Genomic DNA, 24,752 nt, shown 5'->3' with positions numbered 1-24,752 from the left:
GGGTGATTTTTCACCCTGTATAAGCGATAGCAACAGGAGAAAACAATGAAATATCTTTGTCTGGTTTATCTGGCTCAAGAAAAATATCACGCCTGTCCGGACCACAAGTGCGCAGCATATGCCGGTGAATTGCAGGATAGCGGCCATTTACTTGCCGCCGAACCGCTGCATCCGATTGAAACTGCCACCACCGTCAGAGTGCGCAATCAGAAGGTCGAGGTTACCGATGGGCCTTTTGCGGAAACCAAAGAGCATCTGGCCGGTTTTTATTTGATTGATGCCAAGGATATTAATGAGGCCATTCACTGGGCGGCCAAAATTCCGCCGGCAGAGCATGGCAGTATCGAAGTCAGGCCGGTTAGGGAACTGCAATTAAGTCAGTAGTAACGCAGTCGTGAGGGGGAAGCAGGAGTCTGGAATGCATCAACAGATATTTGTTAATGTCGCGGTAGACGATTTGCCGCGCTCGAAAGCGTTTTTTGAACATCTCGGTTATCAATTTAACAGTCGCTATTGCAACGACGACGGAGCTAGCCTGATCCTTGGCGATAACCTTTATGTCATGTTACTGACTAAGCCTTTCTTTAAAACATTTTCGCACAAGAAAATGATCGACTCTCATCACGCCAACGAAACCTTGATCTGTCTATCTTGTGACAGCCGCGAGCAAGTCAATGCACTGGTAGCCAAAGCAAAGGAGGCGGGCGCTACGGTACCGGTTTCACCTCAAGATCATGGTTTTATGTATGTGCATGGATTTCATGATTTGGATGGGCACATATGGGAACTGTGCTATATGGAATCTGACAATGGCGCGGAAATATAGGTGTTTCAGATGACCAGAACCTATAGCGGAAGTTGTCATTGTCAGGCGGTTAGATTTGAGGTCAATCTGAATCTGCAGGCGGGAACAACAAGGTGTAACTGCTCCATTTGTACTAAAGCCAGGCTCTGGAACGCTTACGTGAAAGCGACGGATTTGCGTATTGTAGCCGGTCAAGCTGTGTTAAGCGAATATCGATTTAATCGCCGCTCGATGCAGTATTATTTTTGCCGAATTTGTGGTGTTCGGCTGTTTGCCTATATCAATAGCGATATGCTGGAAGATAAGTTTGTGTCAGTGCAAGTCAATACGTTAGATGATCTTGAACCACAAGAATTGTTGTCCGCTCCAATCCGTTATATAAACGGACGTCAGAATAAGTGGTGGCAACAGCCTCAATTCACCAAACACCTTTAAGAGATTTTCGATGCATAGAATACAATTTGTTGCTGAAATGAAAATTATCGGCATTAACCCTTTGTGGCATACCAATCCGTATAAACAATTGCGCACTCAGCGAGAGTTTAAACGGGCTTAATCAAGACGCTTGAATGAAGTAATAGTGGTGCTCTTTCGAATTTAAGCAACGCAGAGTAAGTCCGTTTAAAACACGTCCGAAGGAAATGCCCCAGCGGCATTTGCTCTGCGTTCTCGCTACTTAAAAGGGAACCACCCTTTCTGCATAGCGACGCCTTGTTCAAATACCGCTGGATGCATTCTGAGTGGGCAATTGTTTATACGGATTGGTATTAATCACAGCCGAAGATGCTGAACGGTTACAGCCCGGCTGGCGTAAACCGCTGCCGGTTAAAGTGAAAGTGAATAACAAACCGGATACCGCTTGGCGGATTAATGCCATGCCGGTGGGGGATGGCAGTTTTTACTTGTATTTGCACGAGGACGTCAGGAAAGCTTCAAAAACCCGGGTTGGTGACCGGGTTAATGTTGATCTTGCTTTTGATAACGAATATCGCAGTGGGCCTGCCCATCCAATGCCGGACTGGTTTGGCAAGGAATTAGATCAGTGTGCTGAGGCGCTGCAGAAATGGCAAATCTGACTCCCAGCTTACAAAAAGAAATTCTGCGCTATTTTGCGGGATTAAAGTCAGATGCGGCAAAACAGCGTAATTGCCAAAAGGCGATAAGTGTATTGTCAGGCAACCCGGGACGTTTCCTGGCCAGGGACTGGAATCAGTCTTAACCGTTTTCTAACGACCAGTTATACCGGATGTTAATGACTTTTACCCGGTAGCATGCGGCGCAGGGTATTATCTTTGAAAAAGTAGTGATGTAACAAGGCTGCAAGCGCGTGAAAACCAATCAGAAAATAACCGGCTTTACCTATAGTTTCATGAATTTCTTCCAGATCATGGGCGAGATCTTTATCGGTAGGCATAATATTGGGCAAGCTAAATAAGCCGAGATCCAGCGTCTTACCTTCCGCGCTGATAATCAGCCAACCGAGTATCGGCATTGTCACCATTAATCCGTATAACAGCCAGTGGACCAGTTTAGATAAATAGTGTTGCCAACTCACCAGAGGGGGGATGATTTGTGGAATAGGGTTTTTAAGCCGAATGAGCAACCTTAACCAAACCAGTACAAAAATGCTGAATCCCAGCACAAAATGGGTGTATTTGATTAGTTCTCGTCCATCACTACCCCGCTCAAACATACCTCTATTTTCAATTGTCGCATAGACACCAATAAACAACAGTACCATCAGCCAATGCAATATAATCATCAAGGGTGGATATTTAGTTGAGAGTGTTGAGTTCATAACGAATTTGATCCTTATCGGTTGCACGCCAGCATAAGTGCTATAGATTAAGTGCAGATTAAACTATTACCAAATTTTTCATTTAAAGCCTATAGTAAGGTCGTGAAAGGTTAACTTATTGATTATCAATGGAAACAGTCTTGAATACAGTTATAAATAACAGGGAAAAACCTTGATGCATTTTGTTTACCGCCAACTTCCGTCGTTTTGTATTGTAACTGTTCTGCTGGTTGCGGGGCTGGCAGTTGTCGTCAAGCTGGGTGGATTAGGATTGACACCACTTGACGGTTTCTTGTCGGCCATGCCGGCTGGATCGATACTCTGCTGTCTGTTGTTAAGTGCGAGCTACATGCTCAAGCGGTTTATTGTTGTCTCCCGTTTACTGGCAATTATTTGTCTGTTTCTGTCTTGTTTAACGCTAACTTATTATGTTTTTGAGATTATTCTTGCCAAGACCCAGGATAGTGTTTTTGCCAGTCTGTTAATGACGCCAATGGCCGCAATTTGCGTAGGAATTTGTGCCTTGGCGTTGTTACTGTTACCTGCCAGTGTACAACAACACAGGCAAGATAAGACGCTGCAAAGCTCATTAACCCTTTGTTTATTTATATTTACGCTATCTGCCGCCGTTATTTTTATTGATATTTTTGGCATGCAAATGGGTCTCGACGCAGCTCAATATCGAGCCATATCATTACCCTCTGTTTTCAGTCTTATGTTGTTTAGCATCGGTCTGGCATTACATAGCTACGGGTTAGCTAAGCAGTATGCTTTATCCGTTATCAGGCCCCAATATACCTTGATACTGTTTAGTACCCTGTTAACGGTACTGGTTTGGCAATTAATGACGCATGCTGAAGTCGGCAATATCAGAGCCGTTTTGCAAGAACGGGGAGCAGGGATTAATACCAGTATCAGATTGCAATATGGACGTACCGCACAGGCATTGATGCGAATGGCTGAACGCTGGAGTTATTCGCGCGATTTGCCCGCAGCAGCGGATCAAGTCGATGCCCGCAGTTTTATTCGAGACCAGAGCTGGCCATTGTCGATAGAACGCTTAGACAGCCAGGCATCGATTATTTGGAAAGAGGTCTCTGATAAAGCCGATATGCAATTTCAGGGAGATGCAGAATATCGACAAATCAAACAACAATCATTACAAAAAGCCAGACAGCAAAAGCGTTTTGAATTGTCTTTGCCGATTCATCTGACTGATGGTCGTTATGTGCTGTTAATGGTGGTTCCGATGTTCTCTGCGCAAGGAGACTTTATCGGATACCTGTTGGGAGAGTTTGCCATTCAGGATTACCTGCAAGCCATTATTGCTCATGAAAGTCCCGAATTATTTCATATGGTTATGCGTTTTAACGGTCAACCGGTGTTTGAGTCTGAATCTTTAATGGATAGCCAAAATACCAAGCTAACAGCCGATTTTAGTGCGCGAGACAAACGTTATGTTCTCACTGTGACCGCTAAAATGGGTTTGTATGATGAATATCGCAGTGCTTTGCCGGAAGTGATGATGGGATTTGGTTTTATTTTATCTATTTTACTGTCATTTGTTGTGCAACTATGGACACGCTCCAGGCTTCAGTCTGTCCGGTTACAAAAAAATGAACAGAGTCTGATTAAAAATTTCGCATTGCAGGATGCGGTGATTAACGATTTGGGCGAACCGTTGGTTATATTTGACTGGAACGGCGATATTATTCGTTTCAGTGCCGCGGCGGCAATACTGTTTGAATATAGTGAAGACGAAGTACTGGGAGAGGATATTAATGCTCTGGCTATACCGGCAGAAGATCAGCAAGTTCCGCTGTTTGACAGTTCGACTCGACAATTGACAACAAGCGAACAAGCCACTTTGACGGGAGTAACCAAACAGGGTAGACAATTTGGAATGGAAACCGTAATCAGTAAAGTGGACGCGGCAGATAGTCAGGTGTTTGTCGGATTGTTCCGTGATATATCGGAACGTTTAAAACATCAGAACGAACTATTGCAGGCCAAAGAACAGGCCGAGTCAGCTAACGCCGCCAAGAGTGAGTTTTTGGCCAACATGAGCCATGAAATCCGTACACCCATGAATAGCATTCTAGGTACGCTACAAATACTGGATCGCTCTAATACTGTTCCTGTCGAGCAAAAAAGCCTGTTGGACAATGCCACGCTGTCGGCCAAATTACTGTTAAGTATTATCAATGACATTCTCGATTTCTCCAAAGTCGAAGCCAATATGCTCAGGCTGGAAAAGGCTGATTTCGAGTTGTTACCTCTAATACGGGCTATTTTGTCCGACTTTTCAGCCGAATCGGCAAAAAGACAGGTTCCGATCGAGTTGGATGTTGAACCGGCGTTTCAGGATGGCTGGTGCGGGGATCAAGTCAGGGTGCATCAAATTCTGCTTAATCTGATATCTAACGCGGTAAAATTTACCCACCAAGGACAAATCAGGATCAGTGTCGGGCATTATGCCGATGAGCAGAACGGGCAAGGTTTGTGTGTGACGGTGTCGGACAGCGGAATTGGTATGGATGATGTAACTCAACAAAAGCTGTTTCAGCGTTTTGAACAGGCTGATCAATCGACTACTCGTCGTTATGGCGGAACTGGCTTGGGAATGGCCATTACCGGGCGTTTGGTAGAATTAATGCACGGTACGTTGGAACTGAGCAGTGAATTAGGTAAGGGATCTGTGTTTACTGTTTGTTTGCCGTTGCCCGCAGCTCAGACAGTCCCTGCTGAAGATAGTGAGCAGCAGCCTGTTGCTACGCCGGATTTGAGCGGGTTTACAGTGATATTGGCTGAAGACAATGCGATTAACACTATGGTGTTTGAATCATTGATTGAACCTACAGGTGTGACATTGTTTACCGCCGAAAACGGCCAGCAGGCAGTGGCGCTGAGTTTGCAACATCATCCTGATTTGATTTATATGGATATCCAGATGCCGGTAATGGACGGGATTGAGGCATGTCGACAAATAAAGGCCAAATTGCCGAATACGCCAATCATTGCATTAACCGCTAATGTCATGGAAGAGGATATACAGCGTTATAATCAGGAAGGTTTTCAAACCCACCTTGGCAAACCGCTAAGCATGGAAATGCTATATCAGTCACTTAGCCAAACTCTTTTGGAAAATAATTGAGTTAGAAATAGAATTTAGCGTAACAACTCATCATAAGGTTCGATAACAACATTTTCTCCAGCCAGTACATCGCCGCGCTGCTGTTCCAGCAGAATAAAACAGTTAGCTTGGGCGATTGAACTTAAGATTCCGGAACCTTGCTTGCCGGTTCCTCGCACCTGAATTTGTCCATTAGCCGCCACCCAATAATGTCCGCGCTGAAAATCGCTCCTGCCGGGGCGTTTACGTAACTCTTCAGAGGCGATTGCCGGTAAACGAGTGCGAGCCAAGGGTGTCATGCCGGCTATTTTCTGCAAGGTAGGCACCACTAATTGATAGAAGGTAACCAGTGCTGATACCGGATTGCCCGGTAACCCAAAAAAATAGCTGTTGGGTAGATAACCAAAAGCAAAAGGTTTGCCTGGTTTCATTGCCAATTTCCAGAAGCCGATTTTGCCCAGCTGTTGCAAAATCTCTTTGGTATAGTCGGCTTCTCCTACCGAAACCCCGCCCGATGTAATCAATGCGTCAGCCTGTTGATCACAGTGCAAAAACGCATCGCGCAGTTGATCTTTGTGATCTGCAATGACACCCAGGTCAATAACCTCGACGCCCATTTTATCCAGCAAACAATGTAAAGTCGGACGATTGCTATCGTATATCTCTCCGGGTCGCAGTGCGGTGCCAGGGGGCTTGAGTTCATCGCCGGTTGAAAATAGTGCGACTTTCAGGCGGCGATAAACATTGACTTGGCTGATCCCGATAGAACAGAGCATACCAATATCCACTGCACTGAGTTTATGGCCTTGGGCTAAAACAGCTTGGCCCAGACGAATGTCTTCTCCGGCATAACGTACATTTTCACCGCTACGTGGCGCTTGTAAAAACTCGATAGTATCACCATTGGCGGTGCAATTTTCCTGCATGACGACAGCATCTGCCCCTGCTGGTAATACGCCGCCGGTCATAATGCGGATACATTGCCCCGCTTGTAGCTGTCCATCAAAAGGGCGCCCGGCAAAACTGCTACCTACCAGCAATAGCGACGAGGATTGCTTTAGATCAGCTGCTTTTAATGCATAACCGTCCATCGCCGAATTGTTGGCCAATGGAACATTAATTGCTGAGCTCACGGTTTCTGCAACAATACGTCCCTGAGCCTGAAAAACCGAACAGCTTTCAATCGCCGATAATGGCTCAACGCTGCTCAATAGGGTATCTATTGCCTGTTCTACTGGCATTAAGTCCGGTGCGCTACATTGGTCAACTGGCGGTGTCGGCATACTTAATTCTCGTTTGGGGAATGACCGCAAAGCTTGCAGTGCGGATCTTTGACTAAATTAAAAGACTGCCATTGATGGGTTTTTCCATCAAGTAGCATTAATTTTCCGGCCAAGTTTTGCCCATAAGCCGTGATAATTTTAATCGCTTCCAGGGCCTGCATAGCGCCGATAATGCCCACCAGCGGAGCCATTACACCCGCTTCCACACAGGACAGTTGTTGCTCAGCAAAAAACTGGCTCAAACATTGGTAACAGGGATTATCACCGCCTGGAATAATCGAGGTAATTTGGCCTTCCATACGGATAGCCGCGCCACAGACTAACGGAATCTTGTTGGTTACGCATAGGCGATTTAACTGATTGCGGGTGGCCAGATTGTCACTGCAATCCAGTACCAGATCGTGTTGGCAGATGAGCTCGGTTAATTGTGGATCAGCAAGACGTTGCGCAATAGCTATCAATTGGCAATCACTGTTGAGCTGATTAAGGCTATCAACCGCAGATTGTACTTTGCTGATCCCGATGTCGGCTTCGTTGTGCAGTATTTGTCGTTGCAGGTTAGTCAGCTCAACCTGATCGTCATCCACCAGGGTTAATTGTCCGATACCGGCGGCGACCAGATACTGGGCACTGGCGCAACCCAAACCACCCACACCAATTTGCAATACTTTAGCGTTGAGCAGCATTTCTTGGCGCTCCAGATCGAAGCCTGCCAGCATAATTTGGCGGTTGTAACGCATGGCCTGTGACTGAGATAACTGTTTTGACATACCAGAAGCTGTGTTAATGAGTTGACAGAAGGATAAGCATTTCCTGATGAGGTCACCAGAGATGATTGCTTTTTTTATTTGTTAAAGCATCAATTTTGATTTGTTTTTATGGTAATTTAATTGCCATTAATCGCACCAAACGAGTGAGTTATGAGCAAGGCCAGTTCCCCCTTTATTGCACTAAATATTGCCGTGTTGACGGTATCAGATACCCGCACTGTGGCAACAGATACCTCCGGACAATATTTGGTCGACGCGATCCAGGATAGCGGTCATCAACTGGCTGATCGGCAAATAGTGATTGATGATGTGTATAAATTACGTGCCATAGTATCGCAGTGGATTGCCAGCGAGAATGTACAATCTGTGTTGATTACTGGAGGCACAGGCTTTACCGATAGAGATGTTACCCCGCAAGCACTGCAACCTTTGTTCGACCGGGATATTGAGGGTTTTGGTGAGCTATTCCGGCATTTGTCTTATGCTGAAATTGGTAGTTCTACTGTTCAGTCCCGGGCCTTGGGTGGGATGGCGAATGGAACCGCAATATTCTGTTTGCCCGGCTCGACCGGAGCCTGCAAAACCGGTTGGGAAGGAATTATTAAACAGCAGCTGGATGCCAGCCATCGTCCGTGTAATTTTGTCCAGCACCTTAAAGCGGGTGTAGCACTTTGTGAAAGCCGGGATAACTGATGGCACAGGACGAGGTTAAATTAACTCACCTCAATCATAAGGGTGAAGCCAATATGGTGGATGTGACCGACAAAGCGGTGACCTCCAGAACAGCCATTGCCGAAGGTTTTGTGCGTATGAATGCCGAAACCTTGCAGCTAATCGCACAAAAAGGCCATAAAAAAGGCGATGTGCTTGCCGTGGCGCGTATCGCCGGTATTCAGGGGGCAAAAAAATGTGCTGATTTAATTCCACTTTGCCATCCTTTGACCTTATCCAAGGTGCAAATAGATTTTGAAATTTTAGCAGAACTCTCTTCAGTACGTATCGAAGCGATGTGCAAATTGAGTGGCCAAACCGGCGTGGAAATGGAAGCGTTGACGGCTGTTTCTGTGGCAGCATTAACCCTGTTTGATATGTGCAAGGCGGTTGATCCGGGAATGCAGATTGACGGGATACGGGTATTGCACAAGCAAGGGGGTAAAAGCGGTGTATGGGAGGCAGAGAGTGCAAGCCGTTAAGTGGAAAATATAAATGATCAAAATCAAATTTTTTGCCCAGCTACGCGAACGTCTTGATTGTGAACAACTGGAATGGTCGTTGTCCAACTCTGCCACGGTGGGACAAGTCCGGCAGCAATTGGTGGAACAGCAAGGTAAATGGTTAGCTTTGCAGGAAGGCGAAGTACTTTGTGCCTTGAACCATACCATTGTCGGTTTGGATACCGCTGTTCAGGCAGGTGATGAACTGGCTTTTTTTCCGCCAGTGACCGGAGGTTAGGTATGATTTCGGTGCAGACACAGGATTTTGATGTCGCTGAACAATATCAGCTGTTACGCCAACAGGGAGAGGGCGCCATAGTGACGTTTTGTGGACTGGTACGGGACTTCAACCAGCAAGGTAAAATTAGCGGACTGCACCTTGAGCATTATCCGCAGATGACCGAACAGGCGCTGCAACAGATTGTAAATGACGCCCGTGCGCGCTGGCCATTGGGTAATATTCGGATTATCCATCGGGTGGGTGAACTGGATGCAGGCGAACAAATTGTGTTTGTCGGGGTAACCAGCCAGCATCGTGATGCTGCGTTTAATGCGGCGCAATTTATTATGGACTATCTGAAAACTCGCGCGCCTATCTGGAAGAAAGAAAAATCGGCTCAGGGCGATCAATGGGTGGCCAGTAAAAACTCGGATATACAGGCTGCAAGCCAATGGCTAGACAAGGAAGATAGCTAATGCGAAGAATATTATTGGGGCTGTTAGCTGGCTTGGGTTGTTTCAGTCTGATCGCGGCAGATGTATCTGCTGCTGACAACAATCCTCTGCATATCGCGGTGGCGGCCAATTTTCTCGGCACTTCCAAACAGCTGGTTAAAAAATTTGAACAACACAGCGGTCACAAAGTGCAGTTATCTTTTGGCTCTACCGGGATGTTATATGCGCAGATTAAACATGGTGCGCCTTATGATATTTTTTTTGCTGCCAATACTGCTCATCCACAAAAACTTGAGCAACAGCAGTTAATCGTGCCGGGCTCACGCCAGACTTATGCAATGGGGAAGCTGGTGTTGTGGATCCCTAAATCCAATGATGTAAATCAACAAAGTTTGCAACACTGGCAGGGCAAGTTATCTATTGCTAATCCTGATTTGGCACCTTATGGTCAGGCTGCAATGCAAACGCTGGAAAAGGCAGGTTTGCTGGCTGCATTACAACCGCATATTGTACAGGGCAATAATGTGGCACAGGCCTTTCAGTTTGTGCATAGCGGCAATGCAACAGGCGGTTTTGTTGCCGCCAGTCAGGTATTGACTGTGCCCCGCCAACAAATTTGGTCAGTACCGGCCAGTTATTATCAGCCTGTAGAGCAGCAATTGGTGATACTTAAAAGAAGTGGTCATCAGGCGTTAGCCCAGCAGTTTATCGATTTTATCTTCTCTGCTACCGGTCAGGAGATGATCCTGGCGGCAGGCTATCAGGCCAGTGCCCGAAAAGATGGTTAGCAGCGACTGGCTAGCGGTAATTGTCACTTTAAAACTGGCCTTTTTTACCAGTCTTATCCTGCTGTTGATTGGGACCCCGCTGGCATGGTGGATGTCACGCTGGCAGAGTGCCTTTAAACCCTTTATCCAGGCAATTGTGGCCCTGCCGCTTATTTTACCGCCCACAGTACTGGGGTTTTATCTGCTGGTTGCCTTTGCGCCGGATACATGGGTAGGGCAGTTGTGGCAAGGCATCAGCGGGCAGCAACTGGCATTCAGTTTCAGCGGGATTTTAATCGGCTCGATTTTTTATTCGCTGCCTTTTGTGGTGCAACCGTTGCACAGTGCTTTTGTGCAACTCAATCCCCGTTATCTGGATGTGGCCCAGACCATGGGATTATCCGGATGGCAACGATTTTTACGTTTAATACTGCCTTTGACCCGCAGCAGTTTTATCACTGCATTCGGACTCAGTTTTGCCCATACAGTAGGCGAGTTTGGTGTGGTGCTAATGATTGGCGGCAATATTCCAGGCGAAACCCAGGTGTTGTCTATTGCCTTGTTTGATCACGTGGAGTCGATGCAATACAGCCAAGCCCATCAATTGGCCGGTGGATTACTGATATCTTCTTTGCTGTTGCTGGCATTGCTATACCGGATTAACGGACGACGCGAGGCGTTATGGAAATAGCCATTCAGCTCACCAAGCAGGGCCGCGAGGTTCTGGATGTGCAATGTCAATTACCGGTCAACAATAATATTGTTGGCTTATATGGGCCTTCAGGTTCGGGTAAAACCAGTCTGTTACGGTGTATTGCCGGGCTGGAACAAAGCATGTCCGGTTCGATCCGCTTTGACGCCAAACGCATTGGTCTGGTTTTTCAGGAAGCGGCATTATTTCCTCATTTAACGGTTATGGAAAATTTACAGTTCGCCCTGCATTTAGCTAAGCCGGCGCGCTTCGATATTGGCCAGGTCAGTGACTGGTTTGACTTAAACAGGCTTTTGCCTCGGCATATCGGTGATCTGTCCGGCGGTGAACAGCAGCGTGTGGCACTGGCTCGCGCATTGTTGAATAATCCCCAGTTGTTGTTACTGGATGAACCGGTATCGGCATTGGATGAAACCATGCGACACAAAGTATTGGACAGGCTGAACCTGATTAATCGCCAATTTGAGTTGCCGATGATTATGGTCAGCCATTCGTTACATGAATTGGCATTATGTTGTGACTATATGCTGCAGCTCGAGCAAGGAAAGGTCATAGGGCACGGGCAGGGACATGAAATGATCCGTCAGATTAATCTGGCCGGTAAAAAGCGTGCTTTTTCGATTTTGCAATGCCGTTTTATTCAGCAAGTAAATGGTTATGCTATTGCTGAACTGGTGTGTGAGGGGCAACCGTTGTTTATGCAGCATATGGACGGCAACATGCCGACCGAATCGGTGATGATCGACGCCAATCAGGTCAGTTTATCGACCCAACCGCCGTCATCCAGCAGTATTGTTAATGTATTGCAGGGCAATGTTAACAGTATAACGCCGGTTGAAGCATCGATAGTCAGAGTCGAGATCCAGGTTGGCAAACAGACCTTATTGGCAGATATCAGCGAATGGTCAGTAAACCGCCTGGAACTGCAAATAAATATGCCGGTTTGGGCGCAGTTTAAGATGGCTCGGTAAACTCGACACCGACAATGAGATCAATCTACTGACCCGCTAACGCCATACATTCAATTTCCACTCGGGCACCTAGGCCCAAACCGCTCCCGGCAATAGCGCTGCGCGCCGGTAGCGCATCTTTAAAATACTCAATATAAACCTTGTTCACATCGGCCCATTCGTTGATATCAGCTAAAAACAAGGTGCACTTGATCACTTTGTCCATACCGGAACCAAAGCGTTCTAAGGTGGCCTTGATATTGTCCAGCGCCTGACGGGTTTCGGGGATAACTCCACCTTCGACCAATTTTAATTTACCCGGTTGTACGCCCAACTCACCAGACAAATACAATATGCCGTCTACTTGTACAGCCTGCGAAAAGGGTAAATTAAACTGTTTAAATTGCTCTGAACTGAGACGTTGTATTGGATTGCCTGTTTGAGTCCCGGCGTGAAGGTACGCCGACAACAAGATTGCCAGCAGTGCGAAGCTAAACTTTTTCATCTCTATTCCTTTTCGTTCAACAAATACGCCGTGGTATATTGCGATAGCAGTAAATTGGATAGCTTATGAGTTTGTTCATCTTCTCCCATAATATATCCCTCAGACATACAGGTTTGCTTCATTTGTCCTAATAAACCCAGGCGAAATTGATATTTCTGCTGCCGTCCGGTTAAAGCTGGAACAGCAATAGTATTGCCATCCAGTTGCCAGTCACCATTTTTCATTAATACCTGATGGCAGGGCGCGGGGTTCAGGGTGGCAACAAATTGCTTGGTTGAGTCCATTTCCCAGGCATGACCGGCGGTGGGAAAGATTGTACTGCCTATATCTGAACCGGCATCCCGCAGACGGTTTTCAACTCGCGCACAGGCTTCGAGATCGTTAGATTTATCTTGTGCACCACGCAAACTAAATAACGGTGCTCCGGTGGTTTTGATGGTTTGCAGGTCAAAATGACAGGGCCCGTAGTAATCCAGATGCAAGGCGAAAGGAGCGACATTGGCGGCCAAATTCTGATAAATACGGTTATCTAATGCGGCACGAGTAGCCATACCACCGTAAGAAAAGCCCATTACCCCGATCTTTTTAGAATTAATTGCCGGATGCTGATTAAGAAATTTGAGCGCACTATAGGCATCGGCTACCTCATCCGCATCGCTGACAATTGCCACCCGTAAGGCATAGGGCGTATCTTCCGTTACGCCTCGGGCAGCATAAGAATTGACTACCAGACCGGCAATACCGTGACTGGCCATCCATTCCCCATACGCTATTTCGCGGCTGGGCAGAATGCCACCGCTGCCATGCAGGATGATCATAGCGGGAACCGGTTTAATCGCGCTGGCATCGGCTGGCAAAAATAACCGGGCTTTTACTGTCGTCGCCGGCAATGCCTGATCCGGTAGTACCAGCCATTTGTAATCACCCGGGGTAACCGATGAAAAATACACTTCTCCACTGCTGCGTGCCGTCAGCTCGGTTGCTGCCGGATAGCTGGGTAGCTCTGGCAATGGAGGAGGTTGCTCCTGTTCCTGGGCCATACAGGTTAATCCCGCTAAAGACAGACATAATAAAAAAACTCGCATTCGATTCTCCGCTTAAAAGCTGTATATCACTTCAACACCATAAGTGCGTGGCTCTTGATAATTAGTGGTGACGGTACCGAAAAAATCCTTACGGTTGTCGATTGGATCGCGCACGTCAGCCAGATTACGCCCCCATAAATAGGCTTCCCAACCGTTATTGGTGCCAAGCAGCCCGATACGCGCATTCACCAGGGTAATGCTATCCACATGACCAAATTCTACCTCCGTGCTGTCGGCTAACGTTTCGTTTTTAACATTATCGACAGTAGTGAAAAAACCGCTGCTATTGGTTACATCCAGTCGCCAGATGATATCTGCATTCATGGCTGGAAATTCGCTGAGATATTGGACGCCGAGTGAAAAATTACTATCTGGGGCATTGATCAGATCTTTGCCTTTGGCGTTGCCTCCACCGGTCAGCCCTCCGGGGAAATCATCAAACTCGGTATCCAGCAAACCCATACTGGCCTGAATTTCGAGATTGCTGATCGGGCGGTAGGTCATTTCCAATTCCAGTCCCTGAGTGGTGGCTTTGGCGGCGTTACGAATGGAAATGGACGACGCGCCATTACCCAGGTCGATAAACTGGTTAACCTGATAGTTTTTAAATTCGGAATGAAATGCCGCCATATTCAGTACCAGACGGTTACGGTAAAAATTACCTTTCAGGCCCAGTTCGGTGCTGCCGACAGTTTCCTTGTCAAATTCAATACCGGCAGCCAAATCACTATTGGTGATGTAATCGAGGTTGTAACCGCCGCTTTTGAAGCCAGTAGAATATTTGGCGTAACCAATCAGATCATTTTTAAATGCATGACTGAAATTGACTGAATAGGACAGGTAACTGTCGCTGCGACTATCTTGCAACGAGCCGTCGGTGCTGCCAATGCCGAATATGCCGGAATTGGAACCATCCAGTAACCAGTCGAGATCTTTTTGTTCGTCACTGTAGCGCAAACCCAATCCCAGTGTGCTGGTCGAAGTGAGATCGTAAGCACTGTTAAAGTAAGCGGCATAGCTGTCGGTCGCGACATTACCGCTGTTATAAACCACGGTGCCGGGAACATTGCCGAACAGGAAGGAGTGAACACCGTTTATCGCATCTCGCCGGGTAACGGCATCCTGTTTATACAAATAGAGACCGGCAATATAGTCAAAAGGCGAATCACCTTGCGGAGAAATAAACTGGAATTCCTGCGACCATTGCTGGTACTGGTCGCTGTACTCAATCACCAGTAAGTCGGCTACAGCATAATCGGAATCATTGCGATAAAAAATATCGGTATCCCGATAGGCTGTAATGGATTTTAGATCAAAGCCGTTGTCCATATGGTAGGACAAATCCATTGCGCCACCATAGATATCACGTTTCTCAAAGGTATCAACCGTGGTCGCGACCTGATCTTTGTCGGGTGCACCCATATCCAGCGTGTTGCCCAGCGTATCGGAGATGGCTTCACCTAAAAACGACAGCCGTTCGGTATTCAGCCCATCGACACTAAAATTGAGCTGCAGTTTATCGGATAGTTGTGAGCGAAACTGACCGCGATAGGCCAGCGCATCACGTTCGTTTAAATCGTGATCGGTGGTCAGATTTTTAATATAACCGTCCCTGTCCAGTTTGGTGACCGAAAATTTAGCTGCACTGGTATCGGAAACCGGCAGGTTAATTTGACCCTGAAATTCACGGGCGTTCATATTACCTAATGAAGCACTGAATTTACCTTCAAGTACATCGGAAGGCTTTTTGGATATCAGGTTGATAGCACCTGCAACGGTATTTTTACCAAACAGTGTGCCCTGCGGACCACGCAGTACTTCAATACGTTCCAGATCCAGCAACTCCTGATTCAGCGCGGGCGACTGACCCAGATAAACACCATCCAGATACACTCCCACACGGGTATCAAAACCGATATTACGACTATTCGCTCCAACCCCTCGAATAGTGATGGCTGAGGTAAAGTCCGTAGTACGAGTCACTGATAAGTTAGGAATAAAATCCGACAGTTCGGTGAGTTGGGTGATACCGGTTTGTTCAATATTGGCAGCGCTGAATGAAGATATAGCAATAGGTACTTCGGCCAATTTCTGTGCGCGCTTTTGCGCAGTAACGATAACCACTTCATATTGTTCTTCACTGTCGGCTTCGTCAATCGCGGCTTGTTGAGCTACAACAGGATAACTGGATATCAAAGCTAAACTGAGTAACGGGATCGTTCGGATCGATAAAAACTTGGAGAATGACTTGCAGGTTGGTGATTTAGACATAAGCAACTCCGTTTTCCCTATAGAGTAAAAATGAGACATTTTTGTTATTCGGTTCAATGTTGGTCGCATTTTGGCTAGTTAGCAAGATAACTGCTATTTTTTGTCGTCATAGTGCATTAACATGCGCGTTTTTATGAGCCAATTTTAGAGGGTTAATTCATGTCTCGAGTATTGATTATAGGTGCAGGTGGAGTAAGTGCCGTCACAGTGAAAAAATGTGCCCGTTTGCCGGAACACTTTGATGAAATCTATCTGGCCAGTCGTACTGTATCCAAATGCGAGGCGTTACAAGCTGAAGTCGGTGCTGACCGGGTTAAAGGCACTTTCGCCGTTGATGCCGATCATGCCTCAGAAGTCGTTAAGGTTATTAATCAGGTCAAACCTGATTTGGTGATCAATTTAGCTTTACCCTATCAAGATTTAGCCATAATGGACGCGTGTTTAGAAACTGGCGTGGATTATCTGGATACCGCCAATTACGAACCCAAGGACGAAGCAAAATTTGAATATTCCTGGCAATGGGCCTATCAGGATAAGTTTGAAAAAGCCGGTTTGATGGCGTTATTGGGTAGCGGTTTTGATCCGGGCGTAACCAACGTGTACACCGCCTACGCGGCCAAGCATTATTTTGATGAAATTCACACTCTGGATATCGTCGATTGTAACGGCGGTGATCATGGTCAGGCTTTTGCCACCAACTTTAACCCGGAAATCAACATCCGTGAAATTACCCAGCGTGGTCGTTATTGGGAAAATGGTGAGTGGAAAGAAACTGATCCATTGAGTGTGCGTGAAGATCTGGATTATCAAAACATTGGTGTGCGAGCGTCTTATTTGATGTTCCATGAAGAGCTGGAATCCATAGTGAAGCACTTTCCGACCCTTAAACGCGCCCGTTTCTGGATGACTTTTGGTGATGCCTATTTAAATCACTTGCGCGTGCTGGAAGGCATTGGTATGACCTCGATTGAGCCGGTTGAGTTTCAGGGGCAGCAAATTGTGCCGCTGGAATTCCTTAAAGCGGTATTACCTAACCCCGGCTCCTTGGCTGAAGGTTATACCGGTCAAACCTGTATCGGCACCTATATTACCGGTATTAAGGATGGTAACGAGAAAACCATCTTTATCTACAACAACTGTGACCATGCCAAGTGTAATGAAGAAGTGGGGGCACAAGCCGTATCTTATACCACAGGGGTTCCGGCTATGATTGGTGCAGCCTTGATGTTGAACGGCACCTGGAAAAAAGCCGGTGTGTGGAATATGGAACAATTTGATCCAGACCCTTTTATGGACATGCTTAATATTCACGGCCTGCCCTGGCATGTGATTGAGTGTGAGTCATCCCCTTTTAAAAACTGATTAAAAGGTTAACATAAGTCAAAGGCTGTTCCGGCACTAAGTGGCGGAATGGCAAAATCTGTTTTGTGTATGCGCCGGAGAGTTAATCTTGATCGATCCGTTACTTAATCCGCTTATTCCTTCGCCCTGTTATGTGTGTGAGGAACAAAAACTGGAAGCCAATCTGCAACTGATGGAGCGTGTCCAGCGTGAAGCCGGTGTGGATATTATTCTGGCCCTTAAAGGGTTTTCCATGTGGTCCACGTTTCCTCTGGTTGGACAATATTTGCAAGGTTGTACCGCCAGTTCAGTATGGGAAGCCAAGCTGGCCAAGTTCGAGATGGGTAAGGAAGTCCATGCCTATTCACCGGCTTATAAACAAAATGATATTGATGAACTGGTGAAACTGGTCAATCACATTTCATTTAACAGTTTGAGCCAGTGGCAGCGTTATCAGCAGCAGGTTGCCGACGCGGGCATCTCAATGGGATTGCGTATTAATCCCGAACATCGCGAGGCTGAAACTGAACTCTACGATCCTAGTGCACCAGGTTCACGTTTGGGGGTGAAGGCTGAAGATCTCGAAGGTGTCGATTTATCCGGAATTGACGGTTTTCATGTGCACAATTTGTGTGAATGTGACTCTTTTGCCGCTGAGCGTACGCTGCAGGCAGTCGAAAAACGCTTCGCCAAATGGTTGCCTCAACTTAAGTGGTTGAATCTGGGTGGTGGTCATTTAATGACGCGTAAAGGTTATGATGTCGAGCACCTGATTAATTTGTTGAAAACTTTCCGGGAAAAATACGATCTGCAAATTATTCTCGAACCCGGTTCGGCAGTGGCCTGGCAAACTGGCACCCTGGTGTGTGAAGTAGTGGATGTGGTCGAAAATGACGGCAGTATCGCCATTTTGGATATTTCGGCTACCGGCCATATGCCTGACGTGCTGGAAATGCCATATCGCCCTGAAGTGCGCAATGCCGGATTAGTGGGCGAGAAAAACTTCGATTATAAATTGGGTGGTAACTCATGTTTGGCCGGCGATGTGATTGACAGTTACAGTTTTGAGTTTCCACTGGAAGTCGGAGACAGACTGATTTTTGAAGATATGATCCATTACACTATGGTCAAAACCACCTTCTTCAATGGCGTTGAACATCCGTCTATCGGTATTTTGAAAAAAGACAACAGCTTCGAACTGGTGCGCAAGTTTGAATACGAAGACTTTAGAAGTCGGTTGTCTTAATAGCCAAATGGTTGCATACAAAGCATCTTATCAAGGTGCTTTTTTATTGATTAATAATCCGCATCCCTTGGTCAAACTGGTTTATAAGCCAATCCATCTCGGTAAATTGCTGGCTCTTGCTGAAGGCGACAAATATCTCGCTAGGCTCACTGGCAGGGCCTTTCACAATGACATTCTCTGGCAGTCCCATTTGTTGTAGTGTGTATTCAGCGACTTTGTCGAACATAATAGCGGTTTGTACTTTGCCAGCCCGAAGTAAGCCGATAAGTTGTTTCTGGTTGGATACCTTTACTTCGGTAAAACGGTGACTCTGTTTTAGATAGATGTCACCATACTCATATCCGATAATCACGCCCACAGTCATGCCGTCAGGTGCATGTTCAACCCTATCGAAATGAAGTAATGACGCTTTATTAAAATAAAAAGACACCGGCGCATCAAATAGCTTTTGGTCACCGAAGCGGAATTTTCTCAATGTGGTTGATTGTTTGGTGACGTTAAAGCAACCATGAACCTGTCCTTGTTCTGTTAAACGCAGCGCTCTGGCATAGGGAGCGACAACGAATTTCACTTTTATGCCAACGGCATTAAAGGCGCTTTGAATGATATTATGCGAGATCCCTTCACCTTGTTCATTGGCATAGGGCGGCCAACTGTCTTCGGCGGCTAAGGTAACAATAGTCGAGGTTGAATTGGCCCAACAAAAACTTTGTGTTATCAACAGCATAACCAAAGCGATAATACCGAGAGGCTTGAACATAATCATCCCAAATTTATAAGTTAACATATTGTTATATAGGGTGTTTTTATGCTTGTTTGATTAATTTAGCACATCGCTACGGGATGGGATAGTTTAAAAGTCAATCAGGTTGAGCTGAAAGGAATTAAGCTAAAGCCCTCAAAGTGAAGGCTTTAGCTGCGGTTGTCACAGATCAACAGATACTAAACGCTTACATGTAGCCTTACGTCAATATTGCCTCGTGTGGCGTTTGAGTAAGGGCATACCTGATGGGCTTTTGCGGCTAAATCTTCAGCCACGTTTTGCTCCAGTCCCGGCAAGTTGATATGCAAATCGATATCCAGTCCAAAGCCACCCTCAATTTTGCCAATGCCGACTTCGGCTTTAATACTGGTGTCCTGAGGGATGCTGACTTTTTGTTCACCGCCGACAAATTTAAGTGCGCCAATAAAACAGGCAGAATAGCCTGCCGCAAATAATTGTTCAGGGTTGGTTGCATTACCGCCACCACCGCCTAATTCTTTTGGTGTGGCCAGTTTAACATCCAGCACTTTATCACTTGAAACCGCGTGACCGTCACGTCCGCCTGTTGATGTTGCTACTGCTTTATAGAGTACTTGCATGATTGGATCCTCGATTAAATTGAAAGTATAGGTTATCGACTACAACATTATGTTATCGCAATAATTGTTATCGCGATAACTTATTTTTAGAATAACTCATTCTATTTTATAAGACGATTAATCGAGACTATTTCTAACTTGTTCGAGTTTGGCTTTTAAGGTCAACACGTCGTTTATTTCTAACCCTGTTGAGCATAAAATTTGTTGCGGAATACTGGCAGCTTGTTCTTTTAACTGCTGACCTGCTTTGGTCAGCGATATGTTAACTAGTCTGTCATCTTGTTTATTACGTTGCCTAACGATGAGTTGTTGTTTTTCCAGTCGTTTTATAACTGGGCTAAGAGCACCTTTCTCCTGATGCAGTAACTTGCTGATGTCGGTCACGGTAATACCGTCTCTTTCCCAGAGAATGAGCATGATCAAGTATTGCGGGTAAGTCAGATGCAGTTTGCTCAGTAACGGTTTATACAATCTACTCATCGCTAATGAGGTCGAATAGAGTGTAAAACACAACTGATTATGTAATTTAAGTGATTCTGATTCTGAATATTTCATCTGTTACAACGGTTTAATCAAAAAAGGATATAGATAGTATGCCAGAGCGGCGCAGGAAAGTTGTGATGTTTCAGTTTTTCTGGGTTGTAAACTAGAGCCTGTTGATCTTTGGTGTATGGATTTTGTTCAAACCAACGCCTTAGGTGTTGGGTTGACCCTCTTTCTTTAAAACCGTGGGGGCAGTGTTTGTAGCGCATTTCTACAGCGTTATCGCTCATTCATGCAGCATAACTGCACCACACTCGCTCTGCCTTGTATAAATACGCTACAAACTGCTGCAAAAACATACACCAAAGATCAACAGGCGCTAAGGACTTCTCTTGGAAGTCCTTATTTTTCAACTTAATCCGAACTCAGGTTAACCTGGTTAATTTTTTGTATTAAGAAACGAAAAGATATTTTTGGCTATATCAATGTTGTCCAGATGTCCGGCAAATTTGTCGGCACCGACACCATAAGCAAAAATTTGAACATCACCAGCAGTATGGCCATGAGATGTCCAGCCTGTCAGGGTGCGATGGTTAATCACATCCAGCAATGTCTGTTTTAGCACGCTGTACTTTTGTTGACTGGCAGTGACTAGCAGTTTGCTTTCTTCATCGGTGAGTGGAAAGTCGATATATTTATTCCAGGTGCCTACAACATCTTTGGAATCCGCCATGGTTTTGCTGATGGTTTCCACTGAACCGTGGATCTGCTTTATCAGGTCGATTTTCCAGATATATTTATCATAACCGCCGATACTTAATCCACCGGTACTATGATCAGCAGTCACTACAATCAGTGTCTCTCCGTCTTTTTCAGCGAAGGCTTTGACAGCTTCAATGGTGCTGGCGAAATCATCCAGTTCTCCCATCGCACAAGCCACATCATTGGCGTGCGCACACCAGTCAATTTGGCTACCCTCGATCATCATAAAGAAACCTTTATCATTCTTCAGGGATAACAGTGACAAGGCTTTTTTAGCCATCGGCGTCAAACGACGCGGCTGGTCGCCGCTATCAATAGCAAAAGGTAGGCCCACCGGAGCAAATAAACCTAATGCTGGCAGAGCCGTGATTTTATCCAGTTGTTGCAGGCTATTAGTATATTGATAGCCGTAATCCTTGAATTCGTTGACCAGATTACGATCATCACGAATGTAGTATTGGGTCCCGCCACCGAACATCAAATCAACAATGGGTTTACCATCAATCAAATTGCTTAAATAATTATCGGCAATTTGATCATAATTCTGTCTGCTTTCATTGTGGGCGATAAAACTGGCTGGCGTGGCGTGGTTGATTTGCGAAGTCACCACGATAGCGGTTTGTTTGCCCAGTTTTTTAGCTTTCTCCAGTACGGTTTCCAGCGGCTCTTTATGGGTATCAACACCAATAGCACCATTGTATGACTTTACTCCACTGCTCAACGCGGTGGCAGAAGCGGCGGAATCGGTGACAACAGTATCATCGTCAGGATAAGTTGATGCCATCCCGACCAGTAATTCATCAAAAATAGTGGTTTCCATTGCTTTGGTGGCAGGATCATCGCTGTAATAACGATAGGCAGTGGTATGTTCTAAGCCCATGCCGTCACCGATCAGGAAAATAATATTTTTAGGCGTTTTGCGGGTTTGAGCGGTCACGTTGTGTTCAGTTGATGAAGGTGTCGCGACGCAGGCTGTATTTAGCAGACCGGAGAAAATTAATAGGCCGATTGAAAGTTTATTCATAAGCTTGCTTAACCTTAGTAAGTCAATATAGATAAGTCCGTTGTAGTCCGGACATTGTAAACTGCCAACTGGAAAAAGTAATTGATGGATATGACGCTTTTATGATTTTGCGTTCAATTGCTGTCTGATAAGACAAATGGATCAAAAGTCTCGCGATATATCATAAGCTATTCCCCGGCCTTTACCGGGGAAGACAGTTTTCAATTACTCAAATAACTCCTGATGTAAGTCGGTCACCACCTGACTACTGTTATTCTCGTTAACCAGAAACGACATATTGTGGGGATTAGCACCATAACAAATCATGCGCAGGTTGTGGTTTTGTAACGCATTAAAGATCCGGCTGGATACGCCTGCCTGGCTATGCATATTATTCCCCACCACAGTGACCAGATCGTAACCTTCTTCTACGGTCACTTCACAAATCTGGCGTAAGTCCTCTATGGTTTTCTGGTTAATTTTATTACGCACCGAATTGGGCGGATTATCGATAGTCAGCGACACCGATATCTCTGATGTGGTGACCAGATCCACACTGATATTGTGTTTGGCGATAATGCCAAAAACCTGAGATAAAAAGCCTGGTGCATATAGCATGCTGGGAGTTTTAACCGTGACCATCACCTGATCTTTACGCCGTGTTACTGCCCGGTAGTAGGGTTCATCACCGCAATCTTTGGCAATCCAGGTACCGCCTTTTTCCGGCTCTCGGCTGGAGCCGACAAATACACGAATATTTTTACGCAATGCCGGCACCATTGTAGCCGGGTGCAGGACTTTGGCACCAAAAGTCGCCATTTCCGCTGCTTCATCAAAACTCAGTTCCGGCAAGGGTCTGGCTTTATCGGTAATGCGCGGATCGGTGGTGTAAACGCCGATCACATCGGTCCAGATTTCACAGGTTTGCGCGTCTAGGGCTTCGGCCAGCAGTGCGGCGGTATAATCCGAACCACCGCGGCCTAAAGTGGTGGTTTTATTGTTGGCATCGGAGCCAATAAAGCCTTGGGTGACAAGTACCTGTTCGGCCAGCGCCGGTGTCATCAACAATTGTGCCTGTTGCTCAATCGCGCTGATGTCCGGGGTGCCCTGACCAAACTGGCTATCGGTTTTAATCACTCGTCGTGCGTCAAAATTAACTGCCGGGCTACCTAATTGTTTAAGCACTGCAGTAAATAATAACGACGACATACGCTCGCCCATGGACAGCAGGCCGTCTTTACCCTCGGCGCTGAGCAGATCGACTTTATTGTGCGCCAGTTCAGATAATTCACTTAGCAAACATTGCAGTTCGATGCGAGTTTCGGCCGGATCGGAAAGTTGCTCCAGAATAGCCAGTTCGATTTTTTCAATCTGTTTAACCAGCATGTCAATTTGGGATTCAGTTAAGTCATCATTAGCCAGCTCGACCAGATAATTGGTGACGCCAGCAGATGCACTGACCACCACCACACGGGTAGCATCATTAGCCATGACGATGCGGGCACAGTTTTGCATAGCGGCGAAATTTGCCACACTGGTGCCGCCAAATTTAGCAATATTTAGCATGTTCATTAAATTATTCTAATCCTGTGATTTAGGGGGATTGACCGTGGCCCAATAAAGCCCGCTAAGTTAGCAGTTTTCAATTCAGGAATACATGAATTTAAATTCGATATTATCGATTTTTTATTCATTACATATGATCTTTATGCATAGCCACATCAATCCGTTTTTTATCTATTGGCCATCAGGATAAGCTCTGACAGTAGAGCCTCTCCTTCACTATAGCAAAGGCCGTCTTCGGTCATGGTGTTTTCACGAGTGACGCCATCCACGCTGCCTTTATTACTCAGAAAACGGATAATCTCTTTGGGATTTATTTGCTCCAGCAATGGTTTGCCTGTCCAGCGTTGCAAAAATAGAATAATACCGTAAGCCGCCCAATTGGATACATCGGCAATCACCAATTCGGTGCAGGTGGTGATACTGGGGACGATATTCAAATGACTGAGGCGTTGATGAATATTACCCATGCCGATTTCGTTGCCGCCATCACCGATGCCAATACTGGGACACTGGCTCTGCGACATAAAATAGTCAAAACAGGCGCAACGATCGCTGATATCTTCACCGCGCATATTAAAGAATCGCCCGTTGGCGGTCATGCCAGCGCGTTCAATGGATATCACCGCCTGAGGTTGCAATTGTGCTAATATCTTGAGGCTTTCCTGTTTGGCGTTGTCCAGATCGCCCACTGTCAGTTGTACGGCGTTATAGTGGTCTTTAACGGCAGTAAATAACGGATTTCCGCACACCAGAATCGGTTCGGCGTTTAAGTGTTCCAGTGCCTGATACAGGGCAATAGCGCCCACTGGTCCATCGGTTTCAAAGGTACTATTAACCGGGAAACCGGTACCGATCAGCACTTTACCATCGAGATTGAGCAGCAGCTGCGCCGCTCTGGCGCAATATCCGGACTGCAGCAAAGGCTGGATGGTTTGCATCCCGCGCAAGTTTCTTTCGACCAGCAAATTTTCTACCTGCTGACTTAAACGCTGATCAGACTGGCTTAAGGTATTTTTCATTA

General features: G+C 46.1%; 26 protein-coding genes and 1 pseudogene. 15 read left to right on the top strand and 12 right to left on the bottom strand.

The genetic code is table 11. From position 1 onward, the window contains the following. The first annotated feature begins 45 nt into the window (after positions 1-45). The 5 genes from V1467_RS15820 (at position 46) to V1467_RS15800 (ending at position 2,024) form a co-directional block, all read left to right on the top strand. Positions 46-384 (top strand): YciI family protein, encoded by a 339-nt coding sequence (locus V1467_RS15820; RefSeq protein ID WP_416305935.1) that lies wholly within the window; start codon positions 46-48, stop codon positions 382-384. Between the two features lie 34 nt (positions 385-418). Further along, positions 419-826 (top strand): VOC family protein, encoded by a 408-nt coding sequence (locus V1467_RS15815; RefSeq protein ID WP_416305934.1) that lies wholly within the window; start codon positions 419-421, stop codon positions 824-826. 9 nt (positions 827-835) lie between these two features. After that, the gene (locus V1467_RS15810; protein ID WP_416305933.1) at positions 836-1,240 is read left to right on the top strand and encodes a GFA family protein; all 405 of its coding nucleotides are present in this window, start codon (positions 836-838) and stop codon (positions 1,238-1,240) included. 305 nt (positions 1,241-1,545) lie between these two features. Further along, positions 1,546-1,881 carry a DUF1905 domain-containing protein gene (locus V1467_RS15805; RefSeq protein WP_416305932.1) on the top strand — a complete coding sequence of 112 codons (336 nt, stop codon included), beginning with the start codon at positions 1,546-1,548 and terminating at the stop codon, positions 1,879-1,881. Next, on the top strand, positions 1,869-2,024 hold the full coding sequence (locus V1467_RS15800; RefSeq protein ID WP_416305931.1) for a hypothetical protein: 156 nt from the start codon (positions 1,869-1,871) through the stop codon (positions 2,022-2,024). Before V1467_RS15805 ends, V1467_RS15800 begins: the two co-directional genes overlap by 13 nt. 30 nt (positions 2,025-2,054) lie before the next feature. Here the strand turns inward: V1467_RS15800 and V1467_RS15795 are convergent, their stop codons facing one another. Continuing rightward, positions 2,055-2,603 (bottom strand): cytochrome b, encoded by a 549-nt coding sequence (locus V1467_RS15795; protein WP_416305930.1) that lies wholly within the window; start codon positions 2,601-2,603, stop codon positions 2,055-2,057. Positions 2,604-2,778: 175 nt separating this feature from the next. Between V1467_RS15795 and V1467_RS15790 the strand changes: the two genes are divergently transcribed. After that, a complete protein-coding gene (locus tag V1467_RS15790; protein ID WP_416305929.1) occupies positions 2,779-5,757 on the top strand; it encodes an ATP-binding protein in 2,979 nt (992 codons plus the stop codon). 14 nt (positions 5,758-5,771) lie between these two features. Here V1467_RS15790 and moeA read toward each other — a convergent pair whose 3' ends face one another. Together moeA and V1467_RS15780 are read right to left on the bottom strand one after the other, a co-directional pair. Then, positions 5,772-7,019 (bottom strand): molybdopterin molybdotransferase MoeA, encoded by a 1,248-nt coding sequence (gene moeA / locus V1467_RS15785; protein WP_416305928.1) that lies wholly within the window; start codon positions 7,017-7,019, stop codon positions 5,772-5,774. 2 nt (positions 7,020-7,021) lie between these two features. Further along, entirely contained in the window at positions 7,022-7,789 is a 768-nt protein-coding gene (locus V1467_RS15780; RefSeq protein WP_416305927.1) for a molybdopterin-synthase adenylyltransferase MoeB, read from the bottom strand. A gap of 150 nt (positions 7,790-7,939) precedes the next feature. Between V1467_RS15780 and moaB the strand changes: the two genes are divergently transcribed. The 7 genes and pseudogenes from moaB to V1467_RS15745 all read left to right on the top strand — a co-directional run. Continuing rightward, on the top strand, positions 7,940-8,482 hold the full coding sequence (moaB, locus tag V1467_RS15775; protein ID WP_416305926.1) for a molybdenum cofactor biosynthesis protein B: 543 nt from the start codon (positions 7,940-7,942) through the stop codon (positions 8,480-8,482). After that, positions 8,482-8,982, top strand: coding sequence for a cyclic pyranopterin monophosphate synthase MoaC (moaC, locus tag V1467_RS15770; RefSeq protein ID WP_416305925.1), 501 nt, complete (start codon positions 8,482-8,484; stop codon positions 8,980-8,982). The genes moaB and moaC overlap by 1 nt, the downstream gene beginning before the upstream one ends. A gap of 13 nt (positions 8,983-8,995) precedes the next feature. Further along, complete coding sequence (gene moaD / locus V1467_RS15765) at positions 8,996-9,241, top strand: molybdopterin converting factor subunit 1 (protein ID WP_416305924.1); 246 nt, start codon at positions 8,996-8,998, stop codon at positions 9,239-9,241. A gap of 2 nt (positions 9,242-9,243) precedes the next feature. After that, positions 9,244-9,699 carry a molybdopterin synthase catalytic subunit MoaE gene (gene moaE, locus V1467_RS15760; protein ID WP_416305923.1) on the top strand — a complete coding sequence of 152 codons (456 nt, stop codon included), beginning with the start codon at positions 9,244-9,246 and terminating at the stop codon, positions 9,697-9,699. Beyond that, positions 9,699-10,466: a molybdate ABC transporter substrate-binding protein gene (modA, locus tag V1467_RS15755; protein WP_416305922.1), complete on the top strand. Its 768-nt coding sequence runs from the start codon at positions 9,699-9,701 to the stop codon at positions 10,464-10,466. The genes moaE and modA overlap by 1 nt, the downstream gene beginning before the upstream one ends. Then, positions 10,459-11,136: a molybdate ABC transporter permease subunit gene (gene modB / locus V1467_RS15750; protein ID WP_416308717.1), complete on the top strand. Its 678-nt coding sequence runs from the start codon at positions 10,459-10,461 to the stop codon at positions 11,134-11,136. The genes modA and modB overlap by 8 nt, the downstream gene beginning before the upstream one ends. Positions 11,137-11,258: 122 nt before the next feature. Further along, positions 11,259-12,128, top strand: a pseudogene (locus V1467_RS15745) (ATP-binding cassette domain-containing protein); the annotation flags it as partial. Positions 12,129-12,153: 25 nt separating this feature from the next. Here V1467_RS15745 and V1467_RS15740 read toward each other — a convergent pair. From V1467_RS15740 to V1467_RS15730, 3 genes are read right to left on the bottom strand one after another with little or no spacing between them, the layout of a single operon-like run. Further along, positions 12,154-12,612 (bottom strand): RidA family protein, encoded by a 459-nt coding sequence (locus V1467_RS15740; protein ID WP_416305921.1) that lies wholly within the window; start codon positions 12,610-12,612, stop codon positions 12,154-12,156. Between the two features lie 2 nt (positions 12,613-12,614). Further along, complete coding sequence (locus V1467_RS15735) at positions 12,615-13,697, bottom strand: dienelactone hydrolase family protein (protein ID WP_416305920.1); 1,083 nt, start codon at positions 13,695-13,697, stop codon at positions 12,615-12,617. Between the two features lie 12 nt (positions 13,698-13,709). Further along, a complete protein-coding gene (locus V1467_RS15730) occupies positions 13,710-15,968 on the bottom strand; it encodes a TonB-dependent receptor (protein ID WP_416305919.1) in 2,259 nt (752 codons plus the stop codon). A gap of 159 nt (positions 15,969-16,127) precedes the next feature. On the opposite strand from V1467_RS15730, the gene V1467_RS15725 reads away from it, so the two are divergent. Together V1467_RS15725 and nspC are read left to right on the top strand one after the other, a co-directional pair. After that, complete coding sequence (locus V1467_RS15725) at positions 16,128-17,330, top strand: saccharopine dehydrogenase family protein (RefSeq protein ID WP_416305918.1); 1,203 nt, start codon at positions 16,128-16,130, stop codon at positions 17,328-17,330. 88 nt (positions 17,331-17,418) lie between these two features. Further along, positions 17,419-18,555, top strand: a complete 1,137-nt coding sequence (nspC, locus tag V1467_RS15720) for a carboxynorspermidine decarboxylase (RefSeq protein ID WP_416308716.1) — start codon at positions 17,419-17,421, stop codon at positions 18,553-18,555. 43 nt (positions 18,556-18,598) lie between these two features. Here nspC and V1467_RS15715 read toward each other — a convergent pair whose 3' ends face one another. The 6 genes from V1467_RS15715 to V1467_RS15690 form a co-directional block, all read right to left on the bottom strand. Next, positions 18,599-19,315, bottom strand: a complete 717-nt coding sequence (locus tag V1467_RS15715) for a substrate-binding periplasmic protein (RefSeq protein ID WP_416305917.1) — start codon at positions 19,313-19,315, stop codon at positions 18,599-18,601. A gap of 182 nt (positions 19,316-19,497) precedes the next feature. Continuing rightward, positions 19,498-19,917 carry an organic hydroperoxide resistance protein gene (locus V1467_RS15710; RefSeq protein ID WP_416305916.1) on the bottom strand — a complete coding sequence of 140 codons (420 nt, stop codon included), beginning with the start codon at positions 19,915-19,917 and terminating at the stop codon, positions 19,498-19,500. Positions 19,918-20,034: 117 nt separating this feature from the next. Next, complete coding sequence (locus V1467_RS15705; protein ID WP_416305915.1) at positions 20,035-20,472, bottom strand: MarR family winged helix-turn-helix transcriptional regulator; 438 nt, start codon at positions 20,470-20,472, stop codon at positions 20,035-20,037. Positions 20,473-20,839: 367 nt separating this feature from the next. Further along, positions 20,840-22,186 (bottom strand): alkaline phosphatase, encoded by a 1,347-nt coding sequence (locus tag V1467_RS15700; RefSeq protein ID WP_416305914.1) that lies wholly within the window; start codon positions 22,184-22,186, stop codon positions 20,840-20,842. A gap of 204 nt (positions 22,187-22,390) precedes the next feature. Then, positions 22,391-23,737: a lysine-sensitive aspartokinase 3 gene (gene lysC, locus V1467_RS15695; RefSeq protein WP_416305913.1), complete on the bottom strand. Its 1,347-nt coding sequence runs from the start codon at positions 23,735-23,737 to the stop codon at positions 22,391-22,393. A 161-nt stretch (positions 23,738-23,898) separates the two neighbouring features. Then, positions 23,899-24,750 (bottom strand): glutamate cyclase domain-containing protein, encoded by an 852-nt coding sequence (locus V1467_RS15690; protein ID WP_416305912.1) that lies wholly within the window; start codon positions 24,748-24,750, stop codon positions 23,899-23,901. Positions 24,751-24,752 lie beyond the last annotated feature (2 nt).

Source organism: Neptunicella plasticusilytica (assembly GCF_047922965.1).
GTDB classification, from domain to species: domain Bacteria; phylum Pseudomonadota; class Gammaproteobacteria; order Enterobacterales; family Alteromonadaceae; genus Neptunicella; species Neptunicella plasticusilytica.
The sequence above is the reverse complement of the archived record's forward strand: the minus strand, read 5'-3'. Positions and strand labels throughout refer to the sequence as shown.